This is a genomic window from Streptomyces sp. NBC_00510 (assembly GCA_036013505.1).
In the GTDB taxonomy this organism is placed as follows: Bacteria; Actinomycetota; Actinomycetes; order Streptomycetales; family Streptomycetaceae; genus Actinacidiphila.
Window position 1 is genome coordinate 3930067 of sequence record CP107851.1, and the last position, 26450, is coordinate 3956516.

Sequence of the window (26450 nt, forward strand, 5' to 3'; positions counted from 1 at the left end):
CCCCCTCAGCCCCGGACTCGGAGGCGGTCGGTGCTGTCCTCACTGGGCTGTACGACGACGAAGCCCTGACCGGAGAAGCCGATCTGGAAGGCCTCGCCGCTGCCGCGCCCGATGAGGGCCGACGCCTTGAAGCTGCGCTTCGCCTTCGTCTTCAGCCCGCTCGACCAGGCCACGAGGGCGTCCGGGTCGACGTAGGTCTCGTCCTCGCCGCGGCCGCAGTCGACCACGACCGGGGTGCCGCGCGAGGTGATGGCCACCCAGCCGGTACCCGAGATCCCGACGTTGAACAGACCCTGGCCGGCGAACTTGGCCAGGCCCTTCACCCGCTCCACGCCCCACTGGAGGTGGGCGTCGAAGGCGAGCAGATTGCTGCCGTTGACCGACAGCGCCTCGTTGTTGAGGTAGACGCAGACGACGTCGGCGCCGTAGTCGGCGAGGTAGAGCAGTCCGTCGCCGGAGCACTTCATGATCGGTGCGCCCTCGCCGGTGAGCCACTGCGAGGCCATCTGGCGGACGGCGGGCGGGTTGGGCTCGTACTGGACGAAGCCCTCGTAGGCGACCATCGAACCGGTGCGCGCGAAGAGGTCCTGGCCGCTCTGCATGGCCACCTTCAGCATGCTGCTGCCGTGGTTCTCCATGCGGGCGGTGACCGGTGCCGGGGCGTACCCGGAGATCAGTGACTGGTCCATGACGGGCTCCCCTCAGACCTCGTACGGCTGGACGATGATGAAGTTGCCGGGGGCGCCCCGGAACTGCAGGTTCACGGTCTCCCCGCTGTGTCCCGGGTAGGCGTTCCTGCGCAGCCGCACCTGGCTGGAGAGCACCACCTGCGAGGCCGCCGACCAGGCGACGATCGCGTTGCTGTCGGCGTAGGTGGTCGGGGTGACCGGCAGCACCACCGGGGTGCCGTGGGTCTTGACCACGACGGTGCCCGTGCCCTGGAACTGCATCGTGAACAGAGCGCCGCCGGGGATGCCGTGGCCCTCGATGCGCCGCACCTCGTGCTGGAGGGACTCGTCGAAGGCGAGCACGTTCTCGGCGGAGACGCAGATGGCGTCGCCCTGGAGCTCGATGGGGTGCAGGTAGGACGCGTCCTCGGCGAAGAAGACCTGGCCGCGGCCGGTGCAGCGCATCAGCTGCATCTCCTGGCCGGTCATGTTGCCGACGATGCGGCCGGTGAACCCGGCGCCCTTGTAGCCGAATTCGACCTTGCCCTGGTAGAGCACCATGCTGCCCTGACGCGCGAGCACGGGCTGGCCGCCGGCCTGCGAGAGGTCGGCGCGCATCAGCTTCGGGTTCTGTTGGGTCCAGCGCTGGCCGGTGGGCAGCTCGCGGTACTTCTGCATCGCGGCCGCCAGACCGGCACCCGGGGTCTGCGGGACCTGGCCGGCGTGCGGGGCCTGCGGCGGCTGGCCGAACGCGGGCTGGCCGGGCATGCCCTGACCCGGCATCGGCTGACCGGGGACGGGCTGACCGTAGGAGGGCTGGCCGTACGGGGACTGGCCCGGCGCGGGCTGGCCGTACGGGGGCTGGCCGTAGGGCGGCTGACCCGGCATCTGGCCGGGGACCTGGCCCGGAGGCGCCTGCGGCGGCGGGACCTGGCCGAACGGCGGCTGACCCGGGGGCGCCTGCGGCGGCGTGGTCATCGGCGCCACCATGGTGGGGGCGGCGTGCACGGGGGCCGGAGCGGGAGCCGGTGCGGGCGGAGCGCCGAAGGCCGGTGCGGGCTGCGGCGGGGCGGGCGGCGCGGAGGCAGCCGGGGGCGCGAACCCGGGCGCGGCACCCGCCGGAGGCCCGAAGCCCGGTGCCGCGGCGGGCTGCTGCGGCGCGGGCTGCTGCTCCTCGGCGACCTCGCCGCCGAAGTTCTTCAGCAGGGCGTCCAGCCCGCCGTCGAAGCCCTGGCCGACGGCGGCGAAGCGCCAGACGTCCTTGAGGTAGAAGTCGGCGAGCATGACCGCGCGCTCGGTGCTGAACTCGGCGCCCGTGAAGGTGTAGCGGGCGACCTCCTCGCCCCCGGCGACGATCCTGACGTAGCCCGGGCCGATCTGCGACATCTGCCCGGCGCCGTCGATCGTCGCGGTGAAGCTCAGCTTCTGGATCTGCGCGGGGATCCGGTCCAGCGTCACGCGGAAGGACTCGGTGTCCCCGGCCTGCGCCCCCAGCTGCTGGATCGCCTCCTCGGGCGACTTGGGCTGGTTGAAGAAGATGAAGTAGCGGTCGTCGGACAGCTGTTCCCCGGCGTCGAGCCCGAAGCAGCTGATGTCGAAGCCGAGACCGGGGCCGCTGATCTGCACGCCGATGTACAGATCCGTCCCTGCGGTCAGGTCACTGATCTTGGCCTTGTGGCCGCGCTGGAATTCCCTGGCCATTGCTAAGGACCGTCCCCCCATCCGTACGTACGTACTTGTTGCGTTGCGCCAGGCTAACCGCTGGCCGTGACAGGGGCTATTCCCCCGTTATTCCTCGCGTGCCGTGGGCGGGTGGGGCAGCCGGGCCGCGGCGGCGACGCCCTCGAGGTACCCGCGCGCGCGTTCGGTGCGCGGGTAGGACTCCAGCAGCTTCCAGAAGTCCGCCCCGTGGCCGGGCACCAGGAGGTGGGCGAGCTCGTGGAGGAGCACGTAGTCGACGACGTACTCGGGCATGCCCTGGAGGCGGTGGGACAGCCGGATGCTGCCCTCGGCCGGTGTGCACGAGCCCCAGCGGGAGTTCTGGTTGGTGACCCAGCGCACGGTCCGCGGTATCGCGCGGCCGCCGAGGTACTGCGCGGACAGCTGCGCGGCGCGGGCGGCCAGCCCGTCGTCGCCGAGCCTGCGGCGGCTCTCCTGGGCGGCGAGCTTGTCCAGCATGACCGTCACCCAGCGCTTCTCCTCGGCGACGGACATCCGGGCGGGGATGAGGACCACGGTGACGTCGCCCTCGCGGTACGCCGACACCGTCCGGCGTCGACGGGCGCTTCGGCGCACTTCCACCGCGCTGGTCCGAGGGGCGCGCGGGGGCTGGCCGGAAAGGCTCTGGGCGTGGTCGGCGGACACGCCCCGACGTTACCCGCACCAGGTCCGGGAAGTCCCGCCCGCGGGGGTGCTCGGTGAGAAAGGAGAGCGGAGAGATACCGGGCTGTAGTCATCTCGAATGATCATTTGCATCGCCTGTGGATAACTTTCACGGCCGGTGCGGGGATTTCGGGCATGCTGGCCTGACACGGAATCGGAACGATCTCTCGATCGGGAACTCGGCCCACGGGGGTGGCGATGCGTCCCATGCTCAAGCCGGCGATGCGCCGCAGTTGGCGCAGCCGGGAAAGCCTGCAATTCGGCGTCGACCCGGCGCACGCGGTGGTCCTGGACCCGGTGGACGGTGCGGCCGCCGCCTTCCTCGACCTGCTCGACGGCACGCGCGGACTCGGTCCGCTCGCCCGCGATGCCGAATCGCTGGGGCTGCGGCCCCCGCAGGCGCGGCGGCTGCTCGGATTGCTGGCCGAGGGCGGTGTGCTCGACGACGCGACGGCGCACGCCGAGCTGTCCGAGACGATACGGCACCACTCGGCCGCGCTGGACCGGCTCCGCCCCGACCTGGCCGCGCTGTCCGTGGTGCACTCCGACCCCGGTGGTGCGGCGGACCGGATGGGCCGGCGGCGGGCGGCCCGCGTACGGGTGGCCGGGGCGGGCCGGGTCGGCGCGACCATCGCGGCGGTCCTCTCCGCGGCGGGGGTCGGCCGGGTCAACGTGCGCGACGGCGGCCGGGTCGAGCCCTGGGACACCGCGCCGGGCGGCATCCCCGCCGAACACATCGGTGAGCGCCGGGACGCGGCGGCGCGGGGGCTGGTGCGCAGGGCGGCGCCCGATCCGCGGGCGGCGGCGGTGGGCCGCCGGGGGCCGTCCGCCGCGCCCGAACCCGGACTGTCGCTGGTGGTGGTCGCGCCGCGCGACGGCCTGGCCGCCTACGCCCCTGACGCCCGGGAGGCCGAACCGCTGATGGCCGCCGGGATCCCCCATCTCTACGCGGGGGTGCTGGAAGGCCGCGGCGTGGTGGGTCCCCTGGTGGTGCCGGGGAGCACGGGGTGTGCGGGATGTCTGGGACTGCGGATGGCGGACGCCGACGCGGCCTGGCCCAGGGTGCTGGCGCAGCTGAGGTCCGGGCGGAGCGGGGTCCCCGCCTGCGACGTCGCGCTGGCCACCACCGTCGCGGGGCTCGCCGCGGCGCACGCCCTGGCCTTCGTCGACGGCGGCCGGCCGCCGAGCTGCGGGGGGCGCGTCGAGATGGGCCTCGCCCGGCTGACGACGGAGGTGCGGCCGGTGCCGGGTGACCGCAGATGCGGCTGCGGTGCGCACGCCGCGGGTGCCGGCGCGGCGGACGACGCCGGAGGTTTGTGACACGGCCGGTGCCATGGTCCGGGAGGGGCGGGGGACAATGACGACGTGACCGATCGGAAAGAGGGGGCGCATGTCTGATCTTCCGCGCAAAGCGGTGACCCGTACCGCCAAGTTGGCGGCGCTCCCACTGGGATTCGCCGGGCGGGCGACGCTGGGACTGGGCAAGCGGCTCGGCGGGCGCCCCGCGGAAGAGGTCGCCACCGAGCTCCAGGAGCGGACGGCCGAACAGCTCTTCAAGGTCCTCGGCGAGCTGAAGGGCGGTGCCATGAAGTTCGGGCAGGCCCTGTCGGTCTTCGAGGCCGCCCTGCCCGAGGAGGTAGCGGGCCCCTACCGCGCCGCCCTCACCAAGCTGCAGGACGCGGCGCCGCCGATGCCCGCCCGCACCGTGCACGCCGTACTGGCCGAGCGCCTCGGCGAGGACTGGCGCACGTTCTTCACCGAGTTCGAGGACCAGCCGGCGGCGGCCGCCTCGATCGGGCAGGTGCACCGGGCCGTGTGGCACGACGGCCGCAAGGTCGCGGTGAAGGTCCAGTACCCCGGCGCGGGGGACGCCCTGCTGTCGGACCTCAACCAACTCGGCAGGGTGGCGAGGCTGTTCGGGCCGCTGATCCCCGGCATGGACATCAAGCCGCTGATCTCGGAGCTGCGCGACCGGGTCTCGGAGGAGCTGGACTACGAGCTGGAGGCGCAGGCCCAGCACGCCCACGCGGTGGAGTTCGCCGACGACCCGGACGTGGAGGTGCCGGACGTGGTGCACCGCACGGACCAGGTGCTGGTCACGGAGTGGATGGACGGGGTGCCGCTGGCGGAGGTGATCTCGCGGGGCACGGCGGAGATGCGCGACCGCGCCGGTCAGCTGCTGGCGCGCTTCCTGTTCGCCGGCCCGGCCCGCACGGGGCTGCTCCACGCCGACCCGCACCCGGGCAACTTCCGGCTGCTCGTCGACGACGGCCCGGCGGAGGGCTGGCGGCTGGGCGTGCTCGACTTCGGCACCGTCGACCGCCTGCCGGAGGGCCTGCCGGTGCCGATAGGGACGGCGCTGCGCCTGGCGCTGGCCGACGACGCGGAGTCGGTGCACTCGATGCTCCGCCAGGAGGGCTTCGTCAAGCCGACGATCGCACTCGACCCGGACGCCGTGCTGGACTACCTGCGGCCGATCATCGAGCCCGCGGCGGTGGACGAGTTCACCTTCGCGCGCGGCTGGATGCGCGCACAGGCGGCACGGGTCGCCGACCCGCGCTCACCCGCGCACCAGTTGGGCAAGCAGCTCAACCTGCCGCCCTCGTACCTGCTCATCCACCGGGTGACGCTCAGCACCATCGGGGTGCTGTGCCAGCTGGCGGCCACGGTCAGGCTGCGGGACGAGCTGCTCGAGTGGCTGCCGGGCTTCTCCGGGGAGGACCTGGCCCCGCTGCCCGAGGCCGAGGACGCCTCGGCCTAGTCCCAGGGGGGCTGGGGAGGCCCTACCACCAGGAGGAGTCCAGCCGGCCCTCGATACTACGGATGTTGGTGCGGGCGCAGTCGTCGCAGAAGTACACGCGGCTGCCGTTCTCGACGGAGCAGGTCCAGGTGAGGGGGAGTCCCTCGGCGACGGCCCCGCAGCGGGCGCACGTCGTCGTGGTGGGAGCAGTCCCGACCCGTTCGAATTGAGTCTTCTGGTCCACTTCGTGACGATATCGCGGGGCCGGTCGAAATCGACCGGCCCCGCGGTTGTGTGTCGTTGCCGATGTGTGAGTGCTACTGCATCACGGCCATCGCCAGCGCCCGGCGGGCGCGCAGCGAGGCGCGTTCGGCGCGGCGCTGCAGGCGCCGGGCGTTGAGCACGCGGAGGGCCATCCGTTCGTGCTCGGCCTCGTAGAGGCGCTCTTGCATATGGGCACGGGCCATGGCTTCTGGCATGAGTTGCATTTCGAGGTTCCTGTTCTGACGCTCAGCGGGAGCGTCGGAGGGCGGGGCGGGGCGTTCGGTGGCGGACGGGTTCATCGGGGCCTGCTTCTTGGGGTCGTGCGTGAGGGGACGGTCGATCGTTCCGACGGCAGGGCGCTTCATGCCACAACCGCGTTCTTGCGCGGACGGCCACGGGGACGCTTGCGCGGCACCACGACGCCCTGGACGAAGAGCTCTCCACCCCAGACACCCCAGGGCTCACGGCGGTCCTTCGCGCCGGCGAGGCAGGCCTCGAGGACCGGGCAGGTCTGGCACAGCGACTTGGCGTACTCGACATCGGCCGGGGACTCGGCGAAGAAGACCTCCGGGTCGTAGGTCCGGCACGGGACGGGGACGCCGAGGCGGTCGATCTCGTCGTCGAGCTCGGTGAGGGGCAGCAAGGGGACCTCCGGGTCAGGCGGGCGTACGGGGGCGGGTACGGACGGTGCGTGCGGGGTGAGATGCACGATCGCTTCGTTCCTCATCTGTTTGTCGGGGGGTGGGGAAAACAGAAGGGCCGCGGATCCCGGTCTGGGATTCCGCGGCCCTGAAGGTGCCGGCCTGATCGTCGATCAGGCTGGATCACTCCAGGGTTCGAGCCCGCGGGAGGCCCACTTCGGGTGCTGCTGCTTCTGGGTTCCGGCACCATTGGTCGCCGCAAAGGCATAGGCCTGGGCCTCAGCCATTACTGCCACCGCCGGCGCCTGCGTCGGTCGCTCGCCGCCGCGCTCCCGGATGGAGAGAACGGTGGTGGGCAGACCGCCGGACAGGCGGCTGGACAGACCGGTGCCACGGAGCGAGGCACCAAGGGAGCAGGCGGCGGCGACCGGACGATCGGTCATTTTCGTCATGAACCTGGTCACTGGTCTCGCCTCCTCTCGGCGTCTCGTTGGGCTGGTCTGACAGGTGGTGCTGGGTCAGTACATCACGGATCGCACCGCTCCGGGAAGGTCCTTCACAGAGCCGCGCCGTTCGCGCTCACGCAGGCTATGGGGATTTCCTCGGGGCGCGCAAACTATTTTCCGGGCTCTTCCGCAACAGCTTCGTCACCGGCCTCGCCGACGGGCTCCCGCCCCGTGCACAGGGCGAGGACGTCGGCGCCGAACTTGTCCAGTTTGCGGGCCCCGACCCCGGAGATGACGGACAATTCACCCTCCGTGGTGGGCCGCACCTCGGCGATCGCCAGCAGCGTCTTGTCGGTGAAGACGCAGTAGGCCGGCTGGCCCAGTGCCTTCGCCTGCTCCACCCGCCACTCGCGCAGCCGCTCGTACAGCGCCTCGTCCATGTCGGAGGGGCAGTCCTCACAGCGCATCAGCTTGATCTCACCCGCGTCGGACAGGGTGCGGCCGCACACGCGGCACTGCACCGGCCCGCGCCGCTTCCTGCCGCCCGGGCTGCGCTCCACGCCGCCCGTGGCGGCCGAACGGCCGCCCGCCCTGCCCCGGGCCGCCGAGCCCGGCCGCAGCCCGTCCAGGAAGCGCGAGGGCCGCCTGCCGCCGCGACCGCCCGGCGAGCGGGACAGGGCCCACGACAGGGCGAGGTGGAACCGGGCGCGGGTGACGCCGACGTAGAGCAGCCGGCGCTCCTCCTCGACCTGCTCGTCGGTCTTGGCGTAGGTGATCGGCATCGTGCCCTCGGTCAGGCCGACCAGGAACACCGCGTCCCACTCCAGGCCCTTGGCGGCGTGCAGCGAGGCCAGGGTGACGCCCTCGACGGTCGGGGCGTGCTGGGCGCCTGCGCGTTCGTCGAGCTCGGCGACGAAGTCCGCGAGCGTGGCCTCCGGCCGGGCCCGCGCGAAGTCCTCGGCGAGCCGCACCAGCGCCGCCAGCGACTCCCAGCGGTCGCGGACCGCGCCCGACCCGGCCGGTGGCTCGGAGGACCAGCCGCGACTGCTGAGCACCGCCCGCACGTGCGCGGGCAGGTCCGCGTCGTCCAGACCCGGGTCGGAACCGCCGCCCGCCCGCGCGGCCCCGCGCAGCAGCATCCCGGCCTCGCGGACCTCGGGACGCTCGAAGAAGCGCTCGGCACCGCGCAGCTGGTACGGCACGCCGGCGTCGGCCAGCGCCTGCTCGTAGACCTCGGACTGGGCGTTCACCCGGTAGAGCACGGCGATCTCGCTGGGCCGCACGCCCTCGTCGATCAGCTCGCGGATCCGCCGGGCGGTGCCCTCGGCCTCGGCGGGCTCGTCGGCGTACTCGGTGTAGACCGGCTCGGGGCCGGCCTCGCGCTGCGAGACCAGCTCCAGACGGTGCTGGGCGGCCTGGCCCCGGGCCTGGGACAGCAGTCCGTTGGCGAGGTGCACCACCTGGGGGGTGGAGCGGTAGTCGCGGACCAGCTTGACCACCGTGGCCTCCGGGTGCCGGCTGCGGAACCCGAGCAGGAACTCCGGGGTGGCACCGGTGAAGGAGTAGATGGTCTGCGAGGCGTCGCCGACGACGCAGAGGTTGTCCCGGCCGCCGAGCCACAGGTCCAGCAGCCGCTGCTGCAGCGGGCTGACGTCCTGGTACTCGTCGACGACGAAGTGCTGGTACTGGGAGCGGACGGCCTCGGCGACGTCCGGCCGGTCCTCCAGGACGCCGACGGTGAGCAGCAGCACGTCCTCGAAGTCGATGACCCCGCGGTCGCGCTTGAGCTGCTCGTACGTCGTGTAGATACGGGCGATCTCGGCGGCGTCGCGCGGGATGTCCCGGGCCGCCTTGGCGGCGGCCGCCGGATAGTCCTCCGGGACGGTCTGGGTGACCTTGGCCCACTCGATCTCGCCGGTGACGTCGCGCAGCTCGTTGCGGTCCAGCCGGATGCGGGAGCGCGCCCCGGCCTCCGCGACCAGCTGGATCTTGCGCTCGGCCAGCCGCGGCATCTCGCCGCCGATGGCCCGCGGCCAGAAGTACTGCAGCTGGCGCAGCGCCGCGGAGTGGAAGGTGCGCGCCTGCACGCCGCCCGCGCCGAGCTGCCGCAGCCGCCCGCGCATCTCACCGGCCGCACGGGCGGTGAAGGTGACCGCGAGCACACTGGCGGGCTGCATCATCCCGGCCCGCACCCCGTACGCGATCCGGTGGGTGATCGCGCGCGTCTTGCCCGTGCCGGCTCCCGCCAGCACGCACACCGGGCCGTGCAGGGCGGTGGCGACCGCGCGCTGCTCGGGGTCGAGCCCGGCGAGCACGGCGTCCGCCGAGTCCGGGACGGCGGGGAAGTCCGGGAAGAGCGGGGTGTGGGTTGGTGCAGTCACCCCGCCATGCTGCCAGGTCCCGGGAGACGGCCGGGAAAGTTATCCACAGCTGAGGTGGGATGGTCGTACCGCGAACGATTGCAAGGAATGCCGAGGCAAGGGGTTAGCGTTCTCGGGATCGACGTCATCCCCCGCCTTGAGGAGCGAACACCGATGTCCGGCACTGTGACGATGTACAGCACCACGTGGTGCGGATACTGCCGCCGCCTGAAGGGTCAGCTGGACCGTGAGGGAATCACCTTCACGGAGGTCAACATCGAGCAGGACCCGGAGTCGGCGAAGTTCGTCGAGAGCGTCAACGGGGGCAACCAGCTCGTCCCGACCCTCCTGGTGTCCCCCAAGAGCGGCGCCGAGGCGGTCGCGCTCAGCAACCCGAGCCTGGCCCAGGTCAAGCAGGCCCTCGCCGGCTGAGGCCGGCCCGGCCCGGCCGCGCGGCAGGCACGGCCGGGCCGCACGGGCCCGCGCTCAGCGGCGGGCCGGCAGCGGCATCCCGTACCAGCGCTCGATCAGCCGCGCCGCGATGGAGATCCCGTACGGCGGCAGCACCTCGCCGGTCTCCATCGCCTTGCGGTACTCCTCGCGGGAGAACCAGCGCGCCTCGTGCAGTTCCTCGCCGTCCACGGTGATCTCGGCGGACGTGGCGCGCGCCATGAAGCCCAGCATCAGGCTGGAGGGGAACGGCCAGGGCTGGCTGGAGACGTAACTCACCTCGCCGACGGTCACTCCGGCCTCCTCGGCGACCTCGCGCACCACGGCCTGCTCGATGGACTCCCCCGGCTCGACGAAGCCGGCCAGCGTCGAGAAGCGTCCCTCCGGCCAGTGCGCCTGGCGGCCCAGCAGCGCCCGGTCCTCCTCGTCGGTGACCAGCATGATCACCGCCGGGTCGGTGCGCGGGTAGTGCTCCGCGCCACAGGCCGGGCAGCGGCGGATGTGACCCGCGGCGGCCACCACGGTGCGCTCGCCGCAGCGCGAGCAGAAGCGGTGCATGCGCTGCCAGTTCTCCAGCGCGACCGCGTGCACCATGAGCCCCGCGTCGCGGTCCGACAGCAGGGCCCCGACCTCCCGCAGCCCCGCCGGGCGGGCGGCCTCGTCCAGGCGTCCCGGCAGCGCGTCCTTCTGCAGCGCGAAGTAGCGCACCCCCTCCTCGTCGACGCCGAGGAAGTAGCGGTGGACCTCGCTCTCCGGTGCCTCGAAGCTCGGCATCATGACCAGCTCGGTGCGGCCGTCCGGGGTGTCCTCGACCAGGACCTGCCCCCCGGAGACCACGAACACCTGCGTCTTCGGGTGGCTCCAGGCCGCCGCCAGCCACGCCTCGTCGAGCCGGTGCTCGGCGGCGCGGTCCACGCCCGACGGGCGGGCGAGGGGCGGCGGGAAGGCCGCCCCGTCGAAGGTGGTTCCGGTTCCGGACGTATCGGACAAGATTGCTGTCAACTCCCCGTAGCGCGCGGATGGATGCGGATGCTCACAGAGTCGTGAACTCGCTCCAGAGGTACGCGGACGTCTCCACGCCCTTGAGCAGAAGGTCGAGTTCCACCTTCTCGTTCACCGAGTGCCAACCGTCGGACGGCACGGAAATTCCCAGGAACAGGACGGGGACATCGAGCACGTCCTGCAGGTCGGCCGCCGGGCCCGAGCCGCCCTCGCGGGTGAACAGGACCTCCTTGCCGAAGGCCCGGCCCATGGCCCGGGTCACCGCGCCCAGCGCGGGGTGGTCCAGCGGGGTCAGGCAGGGGCGGGTGGCCCCCCAGAAGGTGATCTCGTGCCGGATCCCGGCCGGGACGCGCGCGGCGACCCAGTCGGCGACCAGCCGCTGCACCCGGTCGGTGTCCTGCCCGGCCACCAGCCGGAACGACAGTTTCAGCTGGGCCGAGGACGGCACGATCGTCTTGCCGCCGGGGCCCTGGTAGCCGCCGCCGATGCCGTTCACCTCGGCGGTCGGCCGGGCCCAGACCCGCTCCAGGGTGGAGTACCCTGCCTCGCCGCTCGTCGCGTGCGACTTCGCGGTGCGCAGCCAGCGCTCCTCGTCGAAGGGCAGCCGGGCGAACAGCTCGCGCTCGCGGTCGGTGAGCTCGACGACGCCGTCGTAGAAGCCGGGGATCGTCACGCGGCCGTCCGCGTCGTGCAGCGCCGCGGCCAGCCGGGCGGCCTCGGTCGCCGGGTTGGGGACCGCGCCGCCGAAGGAACCGGAGTGGATGTCCTGGTCGGGGCCGTACAGGTCGATCTGGCAGTCGGCCAGGCCGCGCATGCCGGTGCACACGGTGGGGGTGTCCTCGTCCCACATGCCGGTGTCCGAGACGATCACGGTGTCGCAGGCCAGCCGCCCGGCGTGGGCGCGGACGAGGTCGGTGAAGTGCGGGGAGCCGGACTCCTCCTCGCCCTCGATCAGCAGCTTCAGGTTCACCGCGGGGGCGGTGCGGCCGGTGGCGGCCAGGTGGGCGCGGACGCCGAGTGTGTGGAAGAACACCTGCCCCTTGTCGTCGGCGGCGCCCCGTCCGTACATCCGGCCGTCGCGGATCCGCGGCTCGAAGGGCTCGCCGTCCCAGCCGTCCTCGAGGGCGGCGGGCTGCACGTCGTGGTGGCCGTAGACCAGCACCGTCGGCGCGTCCGCCGCGTCGGAGGGCCACTCGGCGAAGACCGCGGGAGCACCCGGGGTCTCCCACACCTCGGCCACCGGGAAGCCGGTCTCCTTCAGCTTCGCCGCCAGCCACTCGGCGCTGCGCCGTACGTCGGCGGCGCGCTCCGGATCGGCCGAGACCGAGGGGATGCGCAACCACTCGGCGAGGTCGCCGAGGAAGGCGTCACGATGTGCTTCGACGTAACTGCGGACGGCGCTGTCCGGGGTGGTGCTCATGTCCTTGAGCCTATCGGGCGACGCCGGGACCCTCGGCGTCGGCACCGGGCGCGCCCCCCGGCCCGGGCTCCGGGCCGCCCAGCAGGAGGCGTTCCAACGCGGCCCGGTCGGGCAGCGCCTCGGGCCGGATCAGCTCCCCCGTCCTCACGTGCAGGAAAGCGGCCGTGACCTGCGACAACGGCACTCCCCGCCGCTCGGCCCAGGCGAGCCGGTAGACGGCGAGCTGCAGCGGGTCGGCGGTGCCGGCCCGCCCGGTCTTCCAGTCGACGATCTCGTAGCCCTCACCCTCCCGGTACACCGCGTCGATCCGGCCGCGGATCACCCTCCCGGCGAGGTCGATCTGGAACGGCGCCTCGACGCGGTAAGGGGTGCGCTCGGCGTACGGGGTCCGCAGGAAGGCCTCCTTGAGTTCGGCGAGGTCGCGCTCGTCGGCGATCTCGTCGTCGCCCTCGATGCCGGGCAGCTCCTCGGGGGCGATCAGCGGCAGTTCCTCGAACCGGGACTCGACCCAGGCGTGGAAGCGGGTGCCGCGCCGGGCCGCGGGCCTCGGCGGGCGGGGCATGGGGCGGGCCAGCTCGCGGGCGAAGCCGTCGGGGTCGGCGGCCAGCCGCAGCAGCGCGGAGGCGGTGAGCGTGGTGGGCAGGGGGACGTCGCGGACGGCCGCGCGCGAGCGGAGCAGCTCCTCGGTGAGCGCGTCGAGGTCCCGGTCCCAGGACGCGACGGCACGGGCCTCCTCGGGGAGCAGCGCCTCACCCCGGTCGAACCCGGACACGGCCACGGGTACGGGTATGGAGGCGGGCCCGGGTACGGGCGGGCCGGGCTGCCCGGGGATGGCGGGCGGCCGGTCGTCGGACCAGTCCTCCCAGTCGCCGGCGTCCTCCTCGCCGTACTGGGCGTCGTACTGGTCGTCGTACGCGTCGTACGGCGGCGGCTCCTCCTCGTCCTCGGGGGGCGGCGGCCAGTCGGGATCGGGAGGGGCGGCCACCGGGTACGCGGCCGGCGCCCGCAGGTGGGCCAGCACCTTGCGCGCGGCCTCGCGGCGGCGGGCCAGGGCGGCCGGGTCCAGGGGCAGCGGCCACGGCGTCTCGGCCGTACGGGCCAGGGCCGGGTTGACGGCGTCGGGCGCGGGCTCCTCCGCCCAGTGCTCGACCTCGCCGTGGCCGGCCTCGCAGTGCGCGCGCAGGGCGTCGAGGAAGGCGGACGGGCCGAAGGCCCGCTTCTGGCTGGGCCCCCACCAGTGGCCGGAGCCGAGCAGCAGGGAACGCGGCCGGGTGAAGGTGACGTAGCCGAGCCGGAGCTCCTCGACGCGGTTGTGTTCGGCCATGGCCGCCTTGAAGGTGGCCAGGCCCGCCCGGGACCACTCCTCGACGTCGGGGAGGGTGGCGGCGTCACCGCGCAGCGCGTGCGGCAGCGCCTTGGCGTTGAAGTGCCACAGCTCGCGGCCCCGCTCGCTCGGGAAGCCCTTGCGCACCAGCCCGGGGACGGCGACGACGTCCCACTCCAGCCCCTTGGACTTGTGCGCGGTGAGCACCTTCACCGTGTTCTCGCCGCCGGGCAGCGAGCTGTCCAGGCCCTTCTCGTACTGGGCGGCGGTGCGCAGGAAGCCCAGGAAGGCCAACAGCGTGGCCTCGCCGTCCAGGGAGGCGAAGCCGGCCGCCACGTCCAGGAAGGCGTGCAGGGTCTCCCGGCGGCGGGCGGCCAGCGCGTGCGGGGACGCGGAGAGTTCGACCTCCAGGCCGGTGACGGCGAGCACCCGGTGCAGTACGTCCATGAGCGGGTCGGCGAGGGACCGGCGCAGCTCGCGTATCTCGGTGGCCAGGCGCGCGAAGCGCACCCGCGCCTCGGCCGAGAAGGGCAGGTGGTCGCCGGGCTCGCCATCGACGAAGGTCTCCAAGGCGTCGGCGAGCGAGATCACCTCGGCCGGGTCGACGCCCTCCACGGCGGCCGCCAGCCGGTCCGCGGTGTCGCCGCGGCCCGGTACGAGCAGCCGTGCCCGCCGTCCCAGCAGCGCCAGGTCGCGCGGCCCGATCCGCCAGCGCGGCCCGGTGAGCAGCCGGACGAGGGCGGCGTTGGCCGTCGGGTCCTGCAGCACCTCGCAGACGGCGACGAGGTCGGCGACCTCCGGCAGGTGCAGCAGCCCGGACAGGCCGACCACCTCCACCGGCACGTCCCGGGCGACGAGCGCCGCGTGGATGTCGGCGAAGTGACCGGCGGCCCGGCACAGCACCGCGATCTCGCCGGGCGCGGTGCCCGTGCGGACCAGGTGCGCGATGGAGTCGGCGATCCAGGCGATCTCCTCCTCCTGGGTGGGCAGCAGCGCGCAGCGCACGACGCCGTCCCGTTCGGCGCCGGGCGCGGGCCGCAGGGCCTCGACACCCTCGTGACGCTCGCGCAGCTCGGCGGCGAGGTCGTTGGCGAGGTCGAGCAGCCGGCCGCCGCTGCGCCGGTTCTCCGACAGGGACTGGCGCCGGGCGGGCGTCCCGTCGGCGTGCGCGAAGTGGAGCGGGAAGTCGTCGAGGTTGGCCACCGAGGCGCCGCGCCAGCCGTAGATGGCCTGGCAGGGGTCGCCGACCGCGGTCACCGGATGGCCCGTGCCGTCGCCGAACAGGGCGGAGAGCAGCAGGCCCTGGGCGACGGAGGTGTCCTGGTACTCGTCGAGCAGCACCACGGCGTACTGCTCGCGCAGGATGCGGCCGACCCCGGGACGGGTGCGGGCCAGGCTCGCCGACAGGGCGATCTGGTCGCCGAAGTCGAGCAGGTCGCGCTGCTTCTTCTCGGCGCGGTACGCGGCGGCGAGCCCGGTCAGGTCGATGCGGGCGCGCGCCGTCTCGGGGAGCCTGCGCAGATCCGCGTTGGTGAGCCGGACGCCGTCGAGGGCGGCGAGCCACTCCCGGTCGTGGGCGAGCAGCCGCTCGGGCGGCACCAGGTGCTCCGCGAGCTCGCCCTCCAGCGCCAGCAGATCGCTGACCAGGGTCGGGATGCCCTTGGTGAGCGCCGGGAAGGGACCGGGCGCGGTCCGCAGGACGCGCGCCGCCAGCTGGTAGCGCGTCGCGTCGGCGAGCAGCCGCGCGGTCGGCTCCAGCCCGATGCGCAGCCCGTGCTCCTTCAGGAGCTGTCCGGCGAAGGCGTGGTACGTGGAGATCTGCGGCTCGCCCGGCGCGTGGTCGGGGTCCGCCGGGTCCGGATCGGTGACCCCGGCCCGGACGAGGGCCTTGCGCACGCGCTCCGAGAGCTCGCCGGCGGCCTTGTTGGTGAACGTCAGCCCCAGCACCTGCTCGGGGGCGACCTGCCCGGTGCCGACCAGCCACACCACGCGGGCCGCCATGACCGTCGTCTTCCCGGAACCGGCACCGGCCACGATCACCTGCGGGGCGAGCGGCGCGGTGATGCACGCCAGCTGCTCCGGGGTGAACGGGATGCCCAGCAGCTCCTTGAGCTGCTGGGGACCGGTGATGAGGGAGGACACGAAGGGGAGGTTATCGGGCACCACCGACACCGGCCGCCGCCGCCCGTCCGCCGGCTGTCACCCGCTCGGGCGCATTCCGCACTACCGCCGTAGAACATCGCGTTCTACGCTGAAACCATGGAGCGCATCCCGGTACGCGAGCTGAACCAGAACACCAGTGCCGTGCTCGCGCGCGTGCAGCACGGCGAAACCTTGGAGGTGACCGTGAGCGGAACCCCAGTGGCCCGCCTCGTACCCATCTCGGGCAGCCAGTCCGTGCTGGACCGCATGGTCGCCGAGGGACGCGCCACCCCACCGGCGGCCTCAGGTCCGGTCCCGGTGCCGCCCGTGCTCGGCGATCCGGGGATCGACACGGCGGCCGTGCTCGTCTCGCTGCGCGACGAGGAGCGCTGGTGATCTACCTCGACTCGGCGGCGATCGTGAAGATGGTCCGCCGGGAACAGGGCACCCGGGAGTTGGTCGCCTGGCTGAACGACCGCCCCGACGAGCCTTTGGTGTCGTCGTCGCTCGTCGAGGTGGAGGTGCCACGGGCTCTGCGCCGATCGGCCCCGCAGGCGCTCGCCGGCGTCCCCGGTGTGATCACCCGGCTCTACCGGGTCGAGATCGACGCGACTGTCCGTGCCACGGCCTCCGCCTACGGCGATCCGCTCCTCCGCTCGCTCGACTCGATCCACCTCGCGACGGCGCAGCTCCTCGCCGACCAGGTGGGCGCGGATCCGCTCGTCTTCGTCACGTACGACCAGCGCCTGCTGAAGGCGGCCCAGGACATCGGGCTGCGGGCCGAGGCACCGGGCGGCTGAGACCCCCGCCTCACTCCACCACGTGCCGTCCCTCGGGGCGGCCGCTGCAGGAGGCCCGGAAGGCGCAGTTCTCGCAGTGCTGGCCGGTGGAGGGGGTGAAGCGCTCGTCGAGGACGCGGGCGGCCGCGCCGGCGAGCAGGGTGTCGGCCCAGTCGCCGCTGAGCGCCTCCTGGTGCTGGACGGTGGGCTGGGTGTCGCCGCCGTCGCGGCGGGCGGCGCCGAGGCGGAGCTGGACGAGCTCGGCGCCGCCGGGGGCGGGCCGGGTGCCGTGGAAGAGCTCGTCGACGGCGCCCTCGCGGACGGCGAGCTGGTAGACGGCGAGCTGCGGGTGGCCCTCGACCTCGGCGGCGGTGGGCTTGGCCTTGCCGGTCTTGAAGTCGACGACGTAGGCGTTGCCGTCGGCGTCGGTCTCGACGCGGTCCATGCTGCCGCGGATGCGGACGGCCACGTCCCCCGTCTCCAAGGTGACGTCGAAGCCGTGCTCGGAGGCGACGGCCTGGCGGCCGCGTTCCATGACGTGCCAGCGCAGGAAGCGCTCCAGGGCGGCCCGGGCGTTCTCCTTCTCCTGCTGGGACTTCCAGGGGGCGTCGAAGGCCAGGGCGTTCCACACCGAGTCCAGCCGCTCCATGAGCACGTCCAGGTCGGCCGGGGTGCTGCCCGAGGCGACCTCGTCGGCGAGGACGTGCAGGACGTTGCCGAAGCCCTGGGCCGCCGTGGAGGGCGGCTCGGCCTTCACCTCGCGGCCGAGGAACCACTGCAGGGCACAGGTGTTGGCCAGCTGGTCCAGCGCGCTGCCGGAGAGGGTGACCGGCTGGTCGCGGTCCCGCAGCGGGACCTCGGAGCGGGTCTGCTCGTACAGGCCCCACCAGCGTTCGGGGTGGGCGGCGGGCACCAGCGGCTGGCCCGCGTCCTCCAGGGCCGCCAGGCGCGCCAGGCGCCGGGCGGCGGCCTCGCGCAGGGCGGGGGAGGCGGCCGGGTCGACGGTCGTGGCGCGCAGCTCGGCGACGAGGGCCGCGACCGACAGCGGGCGGCGGGCCCGGTGGGTGACGTCGACGGGCTCGACGCCGAGTTCGGTGAGGAAGCGGGAGGGCTGGTCGCCGTCGTCGGCGGCGGCCTTCACGGCGGTCACGACGAGCCGCTCACGGGCGCGGGTGGCCGCGACGTAGAACAGCCGGCGCTCCTCGGCGAGCAGGGCACCCGGGGTGAGCGGCTCCGCGAGGCCGTCGCGGCCGATGCGGTCGGCCTCCAGCAGCGAGCCGCGGCGGCGCAGGTCGGGCCAGAGCCCCTCCTGGACGCCGGCGACGACGACGAGCCGCCACTCCAGGCCCTTGGAGCGGTGCGCGGTCATCAGCCGTACGGCGTCGGGCCGCACGGCGCGCCGGGTCAGCACGTCGGCGGCGATGTCCTGGGCGGACAGCTCCTCCAGGAAGTTCAGCGCGCCACGGCCGCCGGTGCGCTCCTCGGCGCGGGCGGCGGTGTCGAAGAGCACGCACACCGCGTCCAGGTCCCGGTCGGCGTTGCGTCCGGCCGCGCCGCCGCGCGCCGCGGCGCGCTCCAGCCGGCCGGGCCAGGGGGTGCCGTCCCACAGCTCCCACAGCGCCTCCTCGGCGGTGCCGCCGCCGGCCAGCAGCTCGCGCCCCTTGCGCAGCAGCCCGCCGAGCCGCTGGGCGCCCCGCGCGTACGACGGGTCGTGCGCCACGAGCCGCTCGGGCTCCGTGAGCGCCTCGGCGATCAACTCGTCCGAGGGCCGCGGTACGGCCACCCCGGCGGCCCGCTCCTCCTCGCGCAGGGCGCGGCCCAGGCGGCGCAGGTCGGCGGCGTCCATGCCGCCGAGCGGGGAGACCAGCAGGGTGAGCGCGTCCTCGACGCTCAGGCCCGGCTCCGGGGCGTCGGGCAGGACGGCGTGCGCGCAGACCCGCAGGGCGAGCAGGAGGGGGGCGACGGCGGGCTCGTCGCGCAGCGGGAGGTCGTCCCCGTCGATCTCGACCGGCACCCCGGCGGAGGTCAGGGCCCGCCGCAGCACGGGCAGCGAGCGGGAACCCGCGCGCACCAGGACGGCCATGTCGGACCAGGGGACGCCGTCCTCGAGGTGGGCGCGACGCAGCACGTCGGCGATGCCGTCGAGTTCGGCACCGGGCGTGGGGTAGGTGCGGACGGCGGCCGAGCCGCCGTCGCGGACCGGCGCGAGCTCGCGGTGGGCGCGGACGGCGGCGGCCGGAAGCCGGGTCAGCGGCATCCGCCGCGTCAGGAGCCGGGTGGCGGCCAGCAGGGCGGCGCCGGAGCGGCGGGAGGTGGTGAGGACGCGGACGCCGGCGGGGCGGCCGTCGGCGTGCCGGAAGTCCTCGGGGAAGCCGAGGATGCCGTTCACGTCGGCGCCGCGGAAGGCGTAGATGGACTGGTCGGGGTCGCCGAAGGCCACCAGGTGGCGGCCGCCGCCCGCGAGCGCCCGCAGCAGCCGCACCTGCGCCGGGTCGGTGTCCTGGTACTCGTCGACGAAGACGGCCTCGTACGCCCCGGCGAGGTGGCGGGCCACCTCGGGACGCCCGGCCAGGAGCACCGCGCGGTGCACCAGTTCGGCGTAGTCGATGACGCCCTGGAGGTCGAGGACGTCGAGGTACTCGGCGAGGAAGCCGGCCGCCGCCGACCAGTCGGGGCGGCCGGTGCGGCCGGCGGAGGCGGCCAGGGCGCGCGGGCCGAGGCCGAGCTCGCGGGTGCGGGCCAGCACGGCCCGCACCTCGTCGGCGAAGCCGCGGGTCGTCAGCGCCGCGCGCAGCTCGTCCGGCCAGCGCACGCGGGTCCGCCCCCGCCGCTCCAGTTCGGCCTCGCCGGCCAGGAGCTCGCGCACCGCCAGGTCCTGTTCGGGGCCGGACAGCAGCCGCAGCGGGTCGGCGAACAGCTCGGGGTCCTGGTGGGCGCGGACCAGGGCGTAGCAGAACGAGTGGAAGGTGGTCGCCTGCGGTGCGGCCGCGCCACCCATCCGGGCGGCCATGCGGTCCCGCAGTTCGCCCGCGGCCTTGCGGCTGAAGGTGAGGACGAGGATCCGTTCCGGGTCGGTGCCGCGCCGCACGCGTTCGGCGACGGCCTCGACCAGGGTGGTGGTCTTCCCGGTGCCCGGACCGGCGAGTACCAGGAGCGGACCGCCCGCGTGCTCAACCACCGCGCGCTGTGCGGCGTCCAGTTCAGGGGGCGTCACCGGTTCCGGAGCGGTCCGTAGCAGTCGGTAGCCGCCGGAAGGCCCGACCGTCCCCCCGGAGCGCCGTGCGGCGGCGTCCGTCTGGCGGGTGGAGGAGGAGGTCACGTGGTTCGCCGGTTCCGTGTGCGTGCGGGTGCGTGTGCGGCGGCCTGTGCCGCCGGTGGCCGGGGGAGGCCGGGTGCCGACGGTACGCCACCGGTCGAGCGGACCGCCGCGCGTCCCGTCCTTCCCGTACGGATGCGGGAGCGGCCGGGCGCGGGGCGCCGTACTCCGTCCGGACGGCCGATGGCATCAACCGGTCCCCGATGGCGGAAGCTGGATGGTGTGAGCGTCCGGTCGTCAGTCGTCCCCGCCGGGGGCGGGCACGGGGTCCGTGCCGTCCCAGCGGGCCTCGCGCATGTCGAGGCGGGGTATGTGGCCCTTCGCGGCCCGGGGGGCCGGGCGCAGCGGGGTGCCCTCCGCGCGGTAGTGCTCCAGGGCGCGCAGCTCGTGGCCCGGCAGCAGCCCGCCGTCCGCGCGCACCACGCGCCACCACGGCACGGCCCCGCCGTACAGCGCCATGACGTGGCCCACCTGCCGGGGACCGCCCTCCCCCAGCCACTCGGCCACGTCGCCGTAGGTCATGACCCGTCCGGGCGGGATCCGCTCGGCGACGTCCAGCACGCGCTCCGCGTACGCGGGCAACTCCTGGACGTCGTCGTCCGGACCGTCGTCCGGGTCGTGCGCGGTGTCCTTGCTCATCCGTCACATGGTGCCCCACGGCACCGACAGTCGCGGCCGGCGCCCGCGTGTGCGGGGGCGCCCGGGACGGCGAATTGCCCCCTCCTGCGCCCATGCGCGCGCCGCTCGTGCCACCATCATCCGGGCGGTGACTGGTGATACGAGATCAAAAAGAGACAGCCGGAGAGCACGACGTGAGCGGGAACGGAGCCGCTCGCGCGGTCCCCGCTGCCTCCGAGGGCCCCGGGGACGGCGCCCCGGCGACCCCGGACGAGCGCGCCGAGCAGGCCGTGTCCGCGTCCGGTGACGCCCCGCGCGGTGAGACCCGCGCCACATCGAAGGCCCCGGCCGGACAGCCGGCGGTGACGCCCGCGCGGTCCGGGGACGACACCCCCGGCACCACCGAGGCCCCGGACACCGAGGCTCCCGGCACGGCCGAGGCCCCGGACACCGCCGACGGCCCCGGCGCCGAAGAGTCCCTCACCGGCACCACCCCGCACACCGACCCGGTGGCGCGGGACGAGCCGCTGCTGCCCGCGCGCGTGCACCGGCCCGTCGACCTCATGCGCTTCCTCTTCGGGCTCCTCGGCATCGCGATCGTGCTGATGATCGCGGGCTTCGCGCACGCGACGACCTCCGGCGTGGAGCAGGACATCGCCGAGGGCGCGACGCACGCGCCCGAGCCGCTGATCACGATCGCCGGGCTGCTGGCGACCGTGGCGGTGCTGATCGTGCCCGTGGCGTTCGCCGTGGAGCGGCTGATCAAGCGGGACGGGCTGCGCATCGCGGACGGCGTGCTGGCCGCGGTCCTGGCCCACGGGGTGTCGCTCGCCACCGACCTGTGGGTGTCGGACGCGGCACCGGTGGCGATCCGGGACGCGCTGACCCGCGACGCGCCCGGCGGCGGGATCACCGACCCGGTCCACGGCTACCTGGCCCCGGTGATCGCCTACATGACGGCGGTCGGCATGGCCCGGCGCCCGCGCTGGCGGGTCGCGCTGTGGTTCGTGCTGGTCGTGGACTCCTTCGCGGTGCTGGTGGGCGGCTACACGACACCGTTCTCGATCATCGTGACCGTGCTCATCGGCTGGACCGTGGCGTACGGCACGCTCTACGGGGTCGGCTCGCCGAACGTCCGCCCGACCGGCCAGAACCTGCTCGCGGGTCTGCGCCGGGTGGGCTTCGCCCCGCTGACGGCGGTCCGCGCGGAGGACGAGTTCCCCGACGCGCCCGACTCCGACCGGGGCCGCCGCTACCTGGTGACCCTGGAGCAGGGCCCGCTGCTCGACGTCACGGTCGTGGACCGCGAGCAGCAGGCGCACGGCTTCTTCTACCGCATGTGGCGCCGGCTCCAGCTGCGCGGGATCACCCAGCGGCGCAGCCTGCAGTCGCTGCGCCAGGCGCTGGAGCAGGAGGCGCTGCTGGCCTACGCGGCCATCGCCGCCGGCGCCAACGCCCCGCGGCTGATCGCCACCTCCGAGCTGGGCCCGGACGCCGTGATGCTGGTGTACGAGCACATGGGCGGGCGCTCCCTGGACGCGCTGTCGGACGAGGAGATCACCGACGAGGTGCTGCACGGCGCCTGGGAGCAGGTGCGGGCGCTGCAGTCGCGGCGGATCGCGCACCGCAGGCTGGTCGGCGAGGCGCTGAAGATGGATCGCTGCGGCGACGTCTTCCTGACCGACCTGCGCGGCGGGGAGATCGCGGCGGGCGACATCGTGCTGCGCATGGACGTGGCGCAGCTGCTCACCACCCTGGCGCTGCGCGTCGGCCCGGAGCGGTCGGTGGCCTCGGCCGTGGCCGTGCTGGGCCCGGACGCCGTCGCCGACTCCCTGCCGCTGCTGCAGCCGATCGCGCTGAGCCGCACCACCCGGGCCACGCTGAAGCAGCTCGCCAGGGAGCGGGCGCAGCGCGAACGCGAGGCGGTGCTGGCCGCCTCCCGCGCCCGACGGGCGGACGGTGAGGCCGGTGACGCGGGTGAGGCAGCCGGCAAGGACGCGGGCAAGGAGACCAAGGCCGAGCGGCGGGCCGAGAAGAAGGCGATCGAGGACGCGCTGGACGGGGTCCGCGAGGAGGACCTGCTCACCCGGATCCGCCACCAGGTGCTGCTCATCCGTCCGCAGGCCCCGGTCGAGCCGGTACGGCTGGAGCGGGTGCGGCCGCGCACGCTGATCAGCATCATCGCGGGCGCCTTCGCCGCGTACTTCCTGCTCTCCCAGATCAGCAGCATCGACCCGGCGACACTGCTGGCCGAGGCGAACTGGATCTGGGTCATCGTGGCCGTGCTGGCCTCCGCGCTCAGCTACGTCGCGGCGGCGATGGCGCTGTCCGGCTTCGTGCCGGAGAAGCTGTCCTTCGTCCGTACCACGCTGGCGCAGATCGCCGGTTCCTTCGTGAAGCTGGTGGCCCCCGCGGCCATCGGCGGCGTGGCGCTCAACACGCGCTACCTGCAGAAGTCGGGCGTGCGCCCGGGGCTCGCGGTGGCGAGCGTGGGGGCCTCGCAGCTGGTCGGCCTCGGTTCGCACATCAGCCTGCTGCTGGTGTTCGGCTACATCACGGGCACCGAGAAGACGCCCTCCCTGTCGCCGTCCCGGACGGTGATGGCGGGCCTGCTCACGGCCGGCGTGCTCTTCCTGGTCGTCACCGCCGTGCCGCCGCTGCGGCGCTTCGTGTCCACGCGGGTGCGGGCGCTGTTCGCCGGGGTGGTGCCGCGCATGCTGGACGTGCTGCAGCAGCCGATGAAGCTCACCACGGGCATCGGCGGCACGCTGCTGCTGACCCTCGCCTTCGTGCTGTGCCTGGACGCCAGCATCCGCACCTTCCACGGCGAGGTGAACTTCGCGGCGGTCGCGGTGATCTTCCTGGCGGGCAACGCGCTGGGGTCCGCCGCCCCGACCCCGGGTGGCCTGGGCGCGGTCGAGGGCGCGCTGATCGCCGGTCTGACCACCATCGGCCACCTGGACTCGGCGACGGCCACCTCCGCGGTGCTGCTGTTCCGGGTGCTGACCTTCTGGCTGCCGGTGCTGCCCGGCTGGCTGGCGTTCACCCAGCTCACCAGGCGGCAGGCGCTGTGACGCGGGCCCACTGACAGAGGATGTCAGTGGGCCGCCCCTACGGTCCCCGGTCATGGACACCACGCACATCGTCGAGTTGCGGCAGTACACCCTGCACCCCGGCGCCCGGGACACCCTGGTCGAGCTGTTCGAGCGCGAGTTCGTCACCGGTCAGGAGGCCGCCGGGATCCGGGTCGGCGGCCGGTTCCGCGACCTGGACGACCCGGACCGCTTTGTATGGATGCGGGCCTTCCCCGACATGGCGGCCAGGACCCGCGCCCTGCACGCCTTCTACGACGGGCCCGTCTGGCGGGCGCACCGCGAGGAGGCCAACGCGACCATGACCGACTCCGACGACGTCCTGCTGCTGCGCGGCCCCGGTTACCGCGTGCCGGACGACGCCGGGCTGGTCGTCGCGACCGTCTGCCACCCCGCCGACCCGTCCGGCTTCGCGCCCCCGGACTCCGCCCGCGCCGTGCACCGCACCGAGCACGCGGCCAACGGCTTCCCGGCGCTGCCCGTGCGCACCGGCGAGGACGTCGTGGTCTGGTTCGCCGCCTTCGCGGAGGCCGGCGCACGCCCCGAGGAGCCCGTCCTGCCCGCCGGCCCGGAGCGGCGGTTGCTGCGGCCGCCGCAGCGGCTGCGGCTCGCCCCGGTGCGCGTTCCGGGGCCTCAGCGCAGGATGTCGCCGAGGTCGTAGCCGACCGGTTCCTCCAGCTGCGCATAGGTGCAGCCGGCGGGGTCGCGGTCGGGCCGCCAGCGGCGGAACCGGGCGGTGTGCCGGAAGCGGTCGCCCTGCATGTGGTCGTACGCGACCTCCAGGACGCGCTCGGGCCGCAGCGGGATCCAGGACAGGTTCTTCCCCGCGCTCCAGCGGCTCTGGGCCCCGGGCATGCGGCCGCCGGGCTCTGCCTCGGCCCAGTCGGCCCAGGGGTGGCCCTCGGCGGACTCCATGCGCAGCGGCTCCAGTTCGGCGACGAGTTCCTCGCGGCGGCGCATGGGGAAGGCGGCGCAGACGCCGACGTGCTGGAGTCGGCCGGCGGCGTCGTGCAGGCCGAGCAGGAGGGAGCCGACGACGGGACCGGACTTGTGCCAGCGGAAGCCGGCCAGCACGCAGTCGGCGGTGCGCTCGTGCTTCACCTTGATCATGACGCGTTCGTCGGGGCGGTAGCCGACGTCCGGGGGCTTGGCGACGACGCCGTCCAGTCCCGCGCCCTCGTACTGCTCGAACCACCGCCGGGCCAGCTCGATGTCGGTGGTGGCGGGGGCGACGTGGACCGGTGGCCGTGCCGTGCCGAGCGCGTCGACCAGTGCCTGGCGGCGCCAGGTCTGCGGGTCCGCCATCAAGGAGCGGTCGCCGAGCGCCAGCAGGTCGAAGGCGACGAGGGAGGCGGGGGTGCGTTCGGCGAGCTGCCGCACACGGGAGTCGGCGGGGTGGATGCGCTCCAGCAGCGCGTCGAAGTCCAGCCTGCCCCCGCCGGCGATGACGATCTCCCCGTCGACGACGGCGCGCGGCGGCAGTTGGGCGCGGACCGCCTCGACGACCTCCGGGAAGTAGCGGGTCAGGGGCTTGCCCGTGCGGCTGCCGATCTCCACCTCGGCGCCGTCGCGGAAGACGATGGCGCGGAACCCGTCCCACTTGCCCTCGTACAGCATGCCGGGCGGGATCTCGGTGGCGGACTTGGCGAGCATCGGCTTCACGGGCGGCATCACCGGCAGGTCCATGCCGCGATTCTCCGCCCGACGCGCGCCGCCCGCCCGTCGGGCCTACCGTGTCGGGGACGGGAGAGGCGGTGACGGCATGGCAGAGGCGGTCGAGCTGACCGTCGGCGAGCGGACGGTCCGGATCTCGAACCCGGGGAAGGTGTACTTCCCGGAACCGGGCTTCACCAAGCTGGACGTGGCCCGCTACTACCTCACGGTCGGCGACGGCGTCCTGCGGGCGCTGCGCGACCGGCCGACGACGATGGAGCGTTACCCGGACGGGGTCGAGGGCGAGTCGTTCTTCCAGAAGCGCGCGCCGAAGAACACCCCGGACTGGATCCCCACCGGCCGCATCCGCTTCCCCTCCGGCCGCCACGCCGACGAGATCTGCCCGACCGAGGTGGCCGCGGTCGTCTGGGGCGCCAACCTCGGCTGCCTCACCTTCCACCCGTGGCCGGTCCGGCGCGGCGACCTCGACCACCCGGACGAGCTGCGCATCGACCTGGACCCGCAGCCGGGCACCGACTTCGCCGACGCGGTGCGCGTCGCCGGCGAACTGCGCGGGCTGCTGGAGGAGCTGGGCCTGCGCGGCTGGCCCAAGACCTCCGGCGGGCGGGGCCTGCACGTCTTCGTGCCCATCGAGCCCGAGTGGACGTTCACCGGGGTGCGGCGGGCGGCCATCGCCATCGCCCGCGAGATGGAACGCCGGATGCCCGGGCAGGTCACCAGCGCGTGGTGGAAGGAGGAGCGCGGCGAGAAGATCTTCGTCGACTACAACCAGACCGCGCGCGACCGCACCATCGCCTCCGCCTACTCCGTACGGCCCAAGCCGCACGCCCCGGTCTCCGCGCCGCTGCGCTGGGAGGAGGTGCCGCAGGCGCACCCGCGGGACTTCGACCTGGTCACCATGCCCGCGCGCTACGCCGAGCTGGGCGACGTCCACGGCGGCATGGAGGAGCACGCCTTCCGGCTGGACGCCGTCCTGGAACTGGCCGAACGCGACGAGCACGACCGCGGGCTGGGTGACATGCCGTACCCGCCGGACCACCCCAAGATGCCCGGGGAGCCGCTGCGGGTGCAGCCGAGCCGGGCCAGGCGCACGCCGGACGGCGACGCCGGCGGGGACTGACGGCGCGCCAGG

22 protein-coding genes are annotated in these 26450 nt (G+C 74.1%); 8 read left to right on the forward strand and 14 right to left on the reverse strand.

From position 1 onward, the window contains the following. Positions 1–5 precede the first annotated feature (5 nt). The 3 genes from OG937_17320 to OG937_17330 all read right to left on the reverse strand — a co-directional run bounded on the left by OG937_17320 (position 6) and on the right by OG937_17330 (position 3032). A complete protein-coding gene (locus OG937_17320) occupies positions 6–689 on the reverse strand; it encodes an AIM24 family protein (GenBank protein ID WUD73316.1) in 684 nt (227 codons plus the stop codon). Between the two features lie 12 nt (positions 690–701). Beyond that, a complete protein-coding gene (locus OG937_17325) occupies positions 702–2369 on the reverse strand; it encodes a TerD family protein (protein WUD73317.1) in 1668 nt (555 codons plus the stop codon). 87 nt (positions 2370–2456) lie between these two features. Next, positions 2457–3032 (reverse strand): M48 family metallopeptidase, encoded by a 576-nt coding sequence (locus OG937_17330; protein WUD73318.1) that lies wholly within the window; start codon positions 3030–3032, stop codon positions 2457–2459. Positions 3033–3248: 216 nt separating this feature from the next. Here OG937_17330 and OG937_17335 point away from each other — a divergent pair, with 216 nt between their 5' ends. Both OG937_17335 and OG937_17340 read left to right on the forward strand, forming a co-directional pair. Then, complete coding sequence (locus OG937_17335) at positions 3249–4370, forward strand: TOMM precursor leader peptide-binding protein (GenBank protein ID WUD73319.1); 1122 nt, start codon at positions 3249–3251, stop codon at positions 4368–4370. 70 nt (positions 4371–4440) lie between these two features. Continuing rightward, on the forward strand, positions 4441–5811 hold the full coding sequence (locus OG937_17340; protein ID WUD73320.1) for an AarF/ABC1/UbiB kinase family protein: 1371 nt from the start codon (positions 4441–4443) through the stop codon (positions 5809–5811). Between the two features lie 22 nt (positions 5812–5833). Here OG937_17340 and OG937_17345 read toward each other — a convergent pair whose 3' ends face one another. The 5 genes from OG937_17345 to OG937_17365 form a co-directional block, all read right to left on the reverse strand. Then, on the reverse strand, positions 5834–6034 hold the full coding sequence (locus tag OG937_17345; protein WUD73321.1) for a hypothetical protein: 201 nt from the start codon (positions 6032–6034) through the stop codon (positions 5834–5836). Positions 6035–6107: 73 nt separating this feature from the next. Further along, positions 6108–6419: a hypothetical protein gene (locus tag OG937_17350; GenBank protein ID WUD73322.1), complete on the reverse strand. Its 312-nt coding sequence runs from the start codon at positions 6417–6419 to the stop codon at positions 6108–6110. Continuing rightward, positions 6416–6694, reverse strand: coding sequence for a WhiB family transcriptional regulator (locus OG937_17355; protein ID WUD78785.1), 279 nt, complete (start codon positions 6692–6694; stop codon positions 6416–6418). The genes OG937_17350 and OG937_17355 overlap by 4 nt, the downstream gene beginning before the upstream one ends. Positions 6695–6868: 174 nt before the next feature. Continuing rightward, positions 6869–7159, reverse strand: coding sequence for a hypothetical protein (locus OG937_17360; protein WUD73323.1), 291 nt, complete (start codon positions 7157–7159; stop codon positions 6869–6871). Between the two features lie 152 nt (positions 7160–7311). Next, complete coding sequence (locus tag OG937_17365; protein ID WUD73324.1) at positions 7312–9522, reverse strand: ATP-dependent DNA helicase UvrD2; 2211 nt, start codon at positions 9520–9522, stop codon at positions 7312–7314. A gap of 153 nt (positions 9523–9675) precedes the next feature. On the opposite strand from OG937_17365, the gene OG937_17370 reads away from it, so the two are divergent. Further along, complete coding sequence (locus OG937_17370; GenBank protein WUD73325.1) at positions 9676–9933, forward strand: NrdH-redoxin; 258 nt, start codon at positions 9676–9678, stop codon at positions 9931–9933. Between the two features lie 54 nt (positions 9934–9987). Here OG937_17370 and nudC read toward each other — a convergent pair whose 3' ends face one another. The 3 genes from nudC to OG937_17385 form a co-directional block, all read right to left on the reverse strand. After that, positions 9988–10866 carry an NAD(+) diphosphatase gene (nudC, locus tag OG937_17375; GenBank protein WUD78786.1) on the reverse strand — a complete coding sequence of 293 codons (879 nt, stop codon included), beginning with the start codon at positions 10864–10866 and terminating at the stop codon, positions 9988–9990. Between the two features lie 118 nt (positions 10867–10984). After that, positions 10985–12373: a dipeptidase gene (locus tag OG937_17380; protein WUD73326.1), complete on the reverse strand. Its 1389-nt coding sequence runs from the start codon at positions 12371–12373 to the stop codon at positions 10985–10987. Between the two features lie 10 nt (positions 12374–12383). Next, positions 12384–15839 (reverse strand): ATP-dependent helicase, encoded by a 3456-nt coding sequence (locus OG937_17385; protein WUD73327.1) that lies wholly within the window; start codon positions 15837–15839, stop codon positions 12384–12386. A gap of 117 nt (positions 15840–15956) precedes the next feature. Here OG937_17385 and OG937_17390 point away from each other — a divergent pair, with 117 nt between their 5' ends. Then, the gene (locus OG937_17390; GenBank protein WUD73328.1) at positions 15957–16235 is read left to right on the forward strand and encodes a type II toxin-antitoxin system prevent-host-death family antitoxin; all 279 of its coding nucleotides are present in this window, start codon (positions 15957–15959) and stop codon (positions 16233–16235) included. Then, entirely contained in the window at positions 16232–16639 is a 408-nt protein-coding gene (locus tag OG937_17395; protein ID WUD73329.1) for a type II toxin-antitoxin system VapC family toxin, read from the forward strand. The genes OG937_17390 and OG937_17395 overlap by 4 nt, the downstream gene beginning before the upstream one ends. A gap of 10 nt (positions 16640–16649) precedes the next feature. Here the strand turns inward: OG937_17395 and OG937_17400 are convergent, their stop codons facing one another. After that, positions 16650–19937 (reverse strand): ATP-dependent helicase, encoded by a 3288-nt coding sequence (locus OG937_17400; GenBank protein ID WUD73330.1) that lies wholly within the window; start codon positions 19935–19937, stop codon positions 16650–16652. Between the two features lie 234 nt (positions 19938–20171). Then, complete coding sequence (locus OG937_17405; GenBank protein ID WUD73331.1) at positions 20172–20573, reverse strand: MGMT family protein; 402 nt, start codon at positions 20571–20573, stop codon at positions 20172–20174. Positions 20574–20746: 173 nt separating this feature from the next. Between OG937_17405 and OG937_17410 the strand changes: the two genes are divergently transcribed. Both OG937_17410 and OG937_17415 read left to right on the forward strand, forming a co-directional pair. Next, entirely contained in the window at positions 20747–23626 is a 2880-nt protein-coding gene (locus OG937_17410) for a lysylphosphatidylglycerol synthase domain-containing protein (protein WUD73332.1), read from the forward strand. A 52-nt stretch (positions 23627–23678) separates the two neighbouring features. Beyond that, entirely contained in the window at positions 23679–24305 is a 627-nt protein-coding gene (locus OG937_17415; GenBank protein WUD73333.1) for an NIPSNAP family protein, read from the forward strand. Here the strand turns inward: OG937_17415 and OG937_17420 are convergent. Continuing rightward, positions 24278–25330, reverse strand: coding sequence for an ATP-dependent DNA ligase (locus tag OG937_17420; GenBank protein WUD73334.1), 1053 nt, complete (start codon positions 25328–25330; stop codon positions 24278–24280). The genes OG937_17415 and OG937_17420 overlap by 28 nt on opposite strands. A gap of 76 nt (positions 25331–25406) precedes the next feature. On the opposite strand from OG937_17420, the gene ligD reads away from it, so the two are divergent. Continuing rightward, on the forward strand, positions 25407–26438 hold the full coding sequence (gene ligD, locus OG937_17425) for a non-homologous end-joining DNA ligase (protein WUD73335.1): 1032 nt from the start codon (positions 25407–25409) through the stop codon (positions 26436–26438). Positions 26439–26450 lie beyond the last annotated feature (12 nt).

What these genes read in the sequence shown, in the direction of transcription:
- OG937_17320 (WUD73316.1), bottom strand. Translation starts at nt 689, where the DNA reads ATGGACCAGTCACTGATCTCCGGGTACGCCCCGGCACCGGTCACCGCC.
- OG937_17325 (WUD73317.1), bottom strand. Translation starts at nt 2,369, where the DNA reads ATGGCCAGGGAATTCCAGCGCGGCCACAAGGCCAAGATCAGTGACCTG.
- OG937_17335 (WUD73319.1), top strand. Translation starts at nt 3,249, where the DNA reads ATGCGTCCCATGCTCAAGCCGGCGATGCGCCGCAGTTGGCGCAGCCGG.
- OG937_17340 (WUD73320.1), top strand. Translation starts at nt 4,441, where the DNA reads ATGTCTGATCTTCCGCGCAAAGCGGTGACCCGTACCGCCAAGTTGGCG.
- OG937_17350 (WUD73322.1), bottom strand. Translation starts at nt 6,419, where the DNA reads ATGAAGCGCCCTGCCGTCGGAACGATCGACCGTCCCCTCACGCACGAC.
- OG937_17370 (WUD73325.1), top strand. Translation starts at nt 9,676, where the DNA reads ATGTCCGGCACTGTGACGATGTACAGCACCACGTGGTGCGGATACTGC.
- OG937_17380 (WUD73326.1), bottom strand. Translation starts at nt 12,373, where the DNA reads ATGAGCACCACCCCGGACAGCGCCGTCCGCAGTTACGTCGAAGCACAT.
- OG937_17390 (WUD73328.1), top strand. Translation starts at nt 15,957, where the DNA reads ATGGAGCGCATCCCGGTACGCGAGCTGAACCAGAACACCAGTGCCGTG.
- OG937_17405 (WUD73331.1), bottom strand. Translation starts at nt 20,573, where the DNA reads ATGAGCAAGGACACCGCGCACGACCCGGACGACGGTCCGGACGACGAC.
- OG937_17415 (WUD73333.1), top strand. Translation starts at nt 23,679, where the DNA reads ATGGACACCACGCACATCGTCGAGTTGCGGCAGTACACCCTGCACCCC.
- OG937_17420 (WUD73334.1), bottom strand. Translation starts at nt 25,330, where the DNA reads ATGGACCTGCCGGTGATGCCGCCCGTGAAGCCGATGCTCGCCAAGTCC.
- ligD (WUD73335.1), top strand. Translation starts at nt 25,407, where the DNA reads ATGGCAGAGGCGGTCGAGCTGACCGTCGGCGAGCGGACGGTCCGGATC.